Origin of the sequence: Ectopseudomonas composti, from assembly GCF_001567565.1 — a bacterium.
Classification (GTDB): Bacteria; Pseudomonadota; Gammaproteobacteria; order Pseudomonadales; family Pseudomonadaceae; genus Aquipseudomonas; species Aquipseudomonas composti_A.
On the sequence record NZ_LSSW01000018.1, the window covers coordinates 1 to 6965 of the forward strand.

At 57.8% G+C, this 6965-nt stretch carries 11 protein-coding genes; 8 read left to right on the forward strand and 3 right to left on the reverse strand.

Going from position 1 to position 6965, the window contains the following annotated elements; translation table 11 throughout:
- Both PCLY_RS25150 and PCLY_RS05310 read left to right on the forward strand, forming a co-directional pair.
- A partial coding sequence (locus PCLY_RS25150; protein WP_231740110.1) for a hypothetical protein occupies positions 1-344 on the forward strand: 344 nt, incomplete at its 5' end.
- A gap of 77 nt (positions 345-421) precedes the next feature.
- Positions 422-1192 (forward strand): hypothetical protein, encoded by a 771-nt coding sequence (locus tag PCLY_RS05310; protein WP_061238252.1) that lies wholly within the window; start codon positions 422-424, stop codon positions 1190-1192.
- Positions 1193-1240: 48 nt separating this feature from the next.
- On the opposite strand, the gene PCLY_RS24785 is transcribed toward PCLY_RS05310, so the two are convergent.
- Both PCLY_RS24785 and PCLY_RS24790 read right to left on the reverse strand, forming a co-directional pair.
- A complete protein-coding gene (locus PCLY_RS24785; protein WP_156458560.1) occupies positions 1241-1735 on the reverse strand; it encodes a hypothetical protein in 495 nt (164 codons plus the stop codon).
- A 136-nt stretch (positions 1736-1871) separates the two neighbouring features.
- On the reverse strand, positions 1872-2024 hold the full coding sequence (locus tag PCLY_RS24790; RefSeq protein ID WP_156458561.1) for a hypothetical protein: 153 nt from the start codon (positions 2022-2024) through the stop codon (positions 1872-1874).
- A gap of 46 nt (positions 2025-2070) precedes the next feature.
- On the opposite strand from PCLY_RS24790, the gene PCLY_RS05315 reads away from it, so the two are divergent.
- The 5 genes from PCLY_RS05315 (at position 2071) to efp (ending at position 5223) form a co-directional block, all read left to right on the forward strand.
- Positions 2071-2367: a type II toxin-antitoxin system MqsR family toxin gene (locus PCLY_RS05315; RefSeq protein WP_061238253.1), complete on the forward strand. Its 297-nt coding sequence runs from the start codon at positions 2071-2073 to the stop codon at positions 2365-2367.
- 2 nt (positions 2368-2369) lie between these two features.
- Positions 2370-2771, forward strand: coding sequence for a type II TA system antitoxin MqsA family protein (locus PCLY_RS05320; protein WP_031306592.1), 402 nt, complete (start codon positions 2370-2372; stop codon positions 2769-2771).
- A gap of 386 nt (positions 2772-3157) precedes the next feature.
- On the forward strand, positions 3158-3364 hold the full coding sequence (locus PCLY_RS05325) for a hypothetical protein (RefSeq protein WP_061238256.1): 207 nt from the start codon (positions 3158-3160) through the stop codon (positions 3362-3364).
- A 109-nt stretch (positions 3365-3473) separates the two neighbouring features.
- On the forward strand, positions 3474-4616 hold the full coding sequence (gene earP, locus PCLY_RS05330; protein ID WP_061238254.1) for an elongation factor P maturation arginine rhamnosyltransferase EarP: 1143 nt from the start codon (positions 3474-3476) through the stop codon (positions 4614-4616).
- A 34-nt stretch (positions 4617-4650) separates the two neighbouring features.
- The gene (gene efp / locus PCLY_RS05335) at positions 4651-5223 is read left to right on the forward strand and encodes an elongation factor P (RefSeq protein ID WP_003460252.1); all 573 of its coding nucleotides are present in this window, start codon (positions 4651-4653) and stop codon (positions 5221-5223) included.
- 107 nt (positions 5224-5330) lie between these two features.
- Here efp and PCLY_RS05340 read toward each other — a convergent pair whose 3' ends face one another.
- Positions 5331-6293 carry a LysR family transcriptional regulator gene (locus PCLY_RS05340; protein WP_061238257.1) on the reverse strand — a complete coding sequence of 321 codons (963 nt, stop codon included), beginning with the start codon at positions 6291-6293 and terminating at the stop codon, positions 5331-5333.
- A gap of 100 nt (positions 6294-6393) precedes the next feature.
- Between PCLY_RS05340 and PCLY_RS05345 the strand changes: the two genes are divergently transcribed.
- A partial coding sequence (locus PCLY_RS05345) for a sulfite exporter TauE/SafE family protein (RefSeq protein WP_061238255.1) occupies positions 6394-6965 on the forward strand: 572 nt, incomplete at its 3' end.

The window sequence follows — 6965 nt, forward strand, 5'->3', positions numbered from 1 at the left end:
CCTCCTCTGGTGGAATTCACTGGGTCCAGGCTAGTCCCTCTGTTTTTCAGTGGGATCAAGGAAATGGCTTAGTGGCGTCTATACAGAAAGCAGTTGAGTCAGCAAATAGGTACACCAAAAAATCATATCGTATTGTTGCGGACCTAGAGAGTATTCTGGAGACGAATAAAGATGCTGAATACCTGTTTCAGGTTGCAAGCAAAGAGAATAAAGGTGTAATGGTCTCTCTCTCATCCAGAGAGCGTCCTGAGCTAAAAGACGCGCTAAAAGCAGTATATGAATTTGCTGAAAGAAGCATCGATAGCACCGCAAATGATGTCTTGAGTAAACTACTTAGATTTTAATTTTGTTTTAGGAGTGCTTGCCTTATTTGGCGCTAGAGCCCGCTTCAGATAAAACGAGGCAAGAGCAGGGAGGCAACATGAAATCCGACTGGGACGACGCACCTGACTATCTACGCACCAAGAAAAAGCCCGGCCCATGGCGAATGGTGGCCATCCTGGGCGTGGGGTCCGCGATTACCTGGGGCGTGATCGCGATGTTTGCCAAGCCAATCGTGATCAATATTGACCAGCTCAAGCAGGCGATCCACGTAGACGGTAAACCCCTGTTCAATCAGCAACCGGCGCCACAGCCCTACAGTGAGCCGGAAGAGCCTATAAGGCTGCCATCCATTCCCATCGATCCACCCGCGCAACAGGTTGCATACGAGCCGGTTAATCAGCCTCAGCCGCATGCATCGATCCAATGGACGGATAAAGACATGGAAAGAGCGATTGCCAGTTCGAGGAATGCATTCAGCGACAAGAACTACACGCCCAAGCAGCCGGCCAGCACCTACACACCGCCCGCAACCCACCAAATAGCGCAGGCACCCCAGCAGACGCAGCAGCGCCAAACCAGGCAGGTAAACCGCGAGCACACATCCAAGTGGATCAAGAGCTGGAATGGCGGCACGAACTACCTGGCGGAATGGCTATCGGTCAACAACTACATCGACGGCACCAGCGTCTGCGCCAATCACCGGCGCGGATCAATCGACTACCGCGAATGCCGCAAGGCTGCCAAACAGCACTTTCATGAAGAGTGCAGAACCTGGCGTGCCCGCTATGACAGTGACCGCAAAACAAACAGTGATCGCATGAAGACGCGCTATTGCTCTGCGGCAAGCAGCTTTAATCCGATGGGGTGATCAGTAAAGCCCCTGTATAGAGGAGGGGCTTTGTCTGTAAGTGGATGGTTAGGCTTTCGGCTTACTTGCTTTAGAGCAAGTGTAGAGACCTGTGCCAGACTCGCTGTCTAGTACAAGTTCAGTAGCTGTGAGTTTAAGAATCTCAGACGATTCACTGACATTTGTCGGGAATATTTCCTGCAAATTGAAAATTTCGTCAACTTCCGGGTGAGAGATATTGACGATCTTTATATCTGTCATGGTCTGAATTAAGTACTTACCTTGAATTTTCCAAGTGGCAGTACCTGCTAAAGAGTATTCGACTTCAGGCGTATCGCTTGTGTAGCGAATTTTCATGATGCCGAATGAATTGGACGCGCCGTTGCGAATATAAGTGTCAGTCGAACTGATGCTTGCTGCAAAGTCGTCTTCTTTAAAGCTGTAGTTGCAGTCCCACGGCCCCAGAATATTTTGATGATAAACATAATGCTGGGATGGCTCGCTAGAGCAGCCTGCGACTACTGCAAAGAGAGACAGTGCGGAAACAATTCCCTTGATTTTCAATTAAATCTCCAGTTTTTCTATTGATGCAAGTTAGGCGTTATTTAGCTAAGTCTCGTGAGAGATGCACGCAATGATGTCAAGATGATGCTAGAAAATCTAGGCTTTGATGGCACTTGGAGGAAACGCGAGGAGTGCTTCACCGTTCGGAAACAGTCTTAGGCTGCAGTTGGTACGTTTCAATGCGACTGCGGAGGTGAGCAAAGTATTGGCTGTCAGCAGGCTTCGCGGGCTTGGAGGCCGCCCCGGCAAGCAGGTCATTACGCAATCGTTCACGGCTGTCGTCTTTCATGGCTGCTACCTTGAAGAAATTAACCTAAAAGGTTATTTTGTGCGGCATGGAAAAGCGCAAACCCCATTTCAAGCTTGAGCTGGTGAAGCAGGCCGTAGCCGACCAGCGTTATCGCTTCACCCGCGTAGCCCTGGAAGGGGGCGCTGAGCTGGGTATGGAGATGGCCGACATGCTGGCCGTCATCAGTGCCCTGAGCAGCCGCGACTTTTTCAAGAGCATGACAACCTATGCGGATCATACTACCTGGCAGGACGTTTACCGACCCGAAACCGAGTTCGGGCAGGTCTATCTGAAGTTCACGCTGGTGGCCGATCTGCTGATCGTTTCCTTTAAGGAGAAGTGACCATGAAATGTCCAGTATGCGGCGGGGCGGAACTGGTTCACGACACCCGCGATATGCCCTTCACCTACAAAGGGCAGACCACCCAAATTACGGCAGTAACGGCTGACTGGTGCGATGCCTGTGGCGAGTCCCTGACTGGCCCGGCCGAGAGTGAACGCGTTATGCGTGCCATGAACGAGTTTCGCCAGCAGGTGAACGCCCAGGATGGCAATCAGGAGCTGATTCGCAGTGTGCGTAAGCAATTGCGACTGAGCCAGCGTGAAGCCGCAGAGCTGTTCGGTGGTGGGCCGAATGCGTTTTCTCGCTACGAGCGAGGCAGCACAGAAGCACCGCAACCGCTGGTGCAGCTGTTCAAGATCCTGGGCCGGCACCCGGAGTTGATCAACGAGCTGCGTGCAGGTTGAGTGTCGAAAAAGTGTCGAAATCATAGAGCCGAATAGCGACGAATTGAGCAAGCGGGCAGGGCGGTAAGCCCCGTATTGAGCGGGTTTGGCACGGATTGACACGCTGTCGAAACGGGTTCGAATCTCTTCTTCACCGCCACTTTCGCAATACTTAAAGCCCTGAAAGCTGAAAGCTTTCGGGGCTTTTTGCTTCTTTCCCTCTTCTGATTTTTCTCAAGCCTGAGCGCCTTCATGAGCGTTCTTCCACTGCTTGCATTCCACTTCGCAGTTATCTGAAGCAGCCATTGGCAATATCCATGGTCACTATCAAGCGCACTGATTTCTGTCTGACGAGGCATCGGCCTAATGTTCAGTCCAACAGAGATTGAGCTGGATTGGAGGTCATGATGTCCCGTGTCGATGTGGTTTCCCTGGTTGGTAGCGCCGTACCGGCTGAGCTCCGGTCCGATGGCCATATGGCGTGCTGGCTGGTCATGGTAGACGGTCAGCCGAAAGCCGGTCCCTTCGCGTCTCGTGAGGCCGCGTTGGCGTGCCAGGCGGTCTGGCTGCTCAGCAGTGCGATACGCCGTGAGGGCGATTCGCTGCTGGCCTGACTTCACTGTTTTACCCCGCGCTCGCTCCAGCGCTCCCCTTGGCCCGCTTCTGGCGGGCTTTTTCTTGCTCGCCGGTTAGAATGGCGATCATCTTCTGAAGGGGTGCAGTGTGGCCAGGTGGGACATCTTCTGCAGCGTGGTGGACAACTACGGTGATATCGGCGTGACCTGGCGGCTGGCCCGGCAACTTGCGGCCGAGCGGGGGCATGCGCTGCGCCTCTGGGTCGATGACCTGGGTGCATTCGTGCGCTTGTGTCCTGACGCAAGTGCCAGTGTCGAGAGCCAGCATTGCTCTGGCGTCGAGGTGCGTCAGTGGTGTGAACCTTTCCCCCTGGTCGAGCCAGCCGACGTGGTGATCGAGGCCTTCGCCTGCCAGTTGCCGCCGTCTTATATAGAGGCGATGGCCGCCAGTGGCAGCCGGCGTTTGTGGCTGAACCTCGAGTATCTCAGCGCCGAGGATTGGGTCGCAGGCTGCCACGGCCTGCCATCGCCGCAGCCAGGAGGCTTGCAGAAGTTCTTCTTCTTTCCGGGGTTCGTGGAGGGCACGGGCGGTTTGCTGCGCGAGGCCGATCTGCTGGCGCGGCGACGTGCCTTTCAGGCTGACGCGTCGGCTCAGCAGGCTTTCCTGCTGGCTCTCGGTGTGGAGCGCGAAGCAGGCGCGAGGCTGATTTCACTGTTCGCCTACGAGAATGCAGGCCTGGCGGGCTGGCTGGATGCGCTTGCAGTCGCGCCGCAAGCGACTCAGCTGCTGGTGCCGCAGGGTAAGGTTCTGGTCGATCTGCTGGCCTGGTTGGGTGACGCGCAACTGGGACCGGGAGATCAGCGGCAGCGCGGCAGCCTGTCGATTCATGTGCTGCCGTTCGTGGCCCAGGACGATTATGACCGTCTGCTGTGGTGCTGTGACTTCAATGCGGTACGCGGTGAGGACTCCTTCATCCGTGCGCAGTGGGCTGGTCGGCCACTGCTCTGGCATATATACCCGCAGGAGGAGGGGGCGCATTGGGATAAGCTCGAGGCATTTATGGCGATCTATAGCGCCGCTCTGACGCCTGAAACAGCTGCGGCCCAAGCCGCATTATGGCGGGCCTGGAATGCCGGCGAAGGGATGGAAATGGCCTGGCCTGCCTTGTTGGAAACCTGGCCGGCGCTGCAGCGGCACGCCGAGCAATGGTGTGACGATCAGGCCGCTCGGTCGGATCTTGCCACGGCGCTGGAACAGTTTTACCGAAATTGGCTATCATACGCGGCCTAGATTTCTGTACCTCCCGCATATTTCGGATATCCGCATGAAAACTGCACAAGAAATGAGAGTCAACAGCGTGGCCCTGATCGACGGCCAGCCGTGGCTGATCCAGAAGGCCGAGTTCACCAAGTCCGGTCGTAACAGCGCCATCGTCAAGATGAAGCTGAAGAACCTGCTCAACGGTTCCAAGACCGAGACCGTCTACAAAGCCGACGACAAGATGGAGCCGGTGATTCTCGAGCGCAAGGAAGTGAACCTGTCCTACATCAGCGGTGAGGACTACGTGTTCATGGATCCGGAGTACAACTCCTACGAGCTGCGTTCCGAAGATCTGGAAAGCGTTCTGCCGTTCATCGAAGAAGGCATGAGCGACGTCTGCGAAGCCGTGTTCTTCGAAGGCAAAGTGATCTCCGTCGACCTGCCGACCACCATCGTGCGTCAGGTTGTCTACACCGAGAACGCTGCTCGCGGCGACACTTCCGGCAAGGTCATGAAGCCTGCCAAGCTGCGCAACGGTACCGAGATCAAGGTTGCCGAGTTCGTCGACATCGACGACTGGATCGAGATCGATACCCGTGACGGTTCCTACAAGGGCCGCACCCAGGCGCCAGCCTGAGCTTGAACTTGACGAAAAACCCGGCCTAGGCGCCGGGTTTTTTGTGCTCGCTTTTTGTCAGAAGGCCTTCGCGGCTCAAACCAAATGCCGCCCCGCCGTCAACAGGGTCATTGCTGCGCGATGGCCAGGCCGGCCTGTAGCGCCAGGTCCCAGGGGGGGGGAAAGCCGAAGCGCTGCTTGAGGAAACTCAGCAGCAAGCGCGTGCGTGGGCTGGCTTCGCGCTCCAGGCGCAGGGCGTAGATGCTTACCGGCTCGACAGGCGGCAGGCCTTGTTCGCAGAACAGCGGGATCAGCTCGCCGCGCTGCAGATGTTCGCTGCTCATCCAGGTGGGCAGGTGGGCCACGCCAAGGCCGGCGAGGGCGCTGAACAGCAGGGTTTCGGCATTGTTGCTGGTCTGCCGCAGGCGCTTTGGCTTGCATAGCTGCAGCTTGCCGTCGACCTCGAAACGCCAGGCGTAGGGCGGTGCCAGGCTGTCCCAATCGAGGCCGTCGTGTTGTTCCAGCTCCAGTGGGCTGCGCGGGATGCCACGGCGGCGCAGGTAGTCCGGGCTGGCGCAGACGATGCGAGTCATGGATGCCAGGGGCGTTGCGACCAGGCGGCTATCCGGTAGCGGACCGATACGCACGACGATGTCCACCTCGCCCAGGTGCTCGCCCTGCAGGTCGATGAAGCTGTCGATCAGGCGCAGTTGCACGTCCAGGCCGGGGTTGGCGCGAAGGAACTCGGCAATCGCCGGAGCCAGATGGCGACGACCGAAGGGTGAGGGCGCGTCGATTCGGATCAGGCCTTCCGGTGCGCTGCTCAGCGACACCGCTTCGGCGCGTGCCAGGTGCAACTCGGCGAGGATACGCCTGGCGCGTTCGGCGAACGCCAGGCCGGCCGGAGTGACGCGTACCGCGTGGGTCGTGCGACTGAACAGGCTGCTGCCCATGGCGCGCTCAAGGGCGTCGATGCGCCGCGCGACTGCCGAAGGCGTGAGCGGATGGCGCCTGGCGGCCGCGGAGAAGCTGCCGGTCTCCAGTACGTCGAGAAAGAGTTCCAGTTGGTCGGTCAGGGCATCAGGGTTCATGGCAATCTGCTTGTGCAAAATAAGCAAAGCCATTGTGCGTTGCTGTGCGTTTCCGCGCTAGCCACGACTGATTAACATGCGCCCACTGTCTGGAGGTGTCATGAATCTGTTCGACCTGTTGCTGAATCTGTTGCTGGGCCTTGGTTTGGGAACTCTGGGCGGCTTGTTCGGTATCGGCGGCGGCCTGATCGCCATTCCGGTTCTGGGCATCGTTTTCGGGCTCGATCAGCAACTGGCCCAGGGGACTGCGTTGGTGATGGTGGTGCCGAACGTGATGTTGGCGATCTGGCGTTACCACCAGCGAAATCGCATCGATCTGCGGCATGCCCTGGTGCTCGGCGTCACCAGTTTCTTCTTTGCCTGGCTGGCGTCTCTGTATGCGGTGGAGATGGACTCACGCACCATGCGCTGGGCCTTCGTCGGGTTCCTGCTGGCACTGGCCACCTACAACCTGGTGCGCATGCTGATGGCTCAGGTGCCGGCTAGTGGCGAGCTTCGCCATCCCTGGGGCTGGCTCGGTGTGCTGGGCGGTGTGTCCGGGGCCATGGGTGGGCTGTTCGGGGTGGGTGGGGCTGTGGTGGCGACGCCGGTGCTGACCAGCGTCTTCGGCACCACTCAGGTAGTCGCGCAGGGCCTTTCACTGTCACTGGCGCTACCTAGCACCGGGGTCAC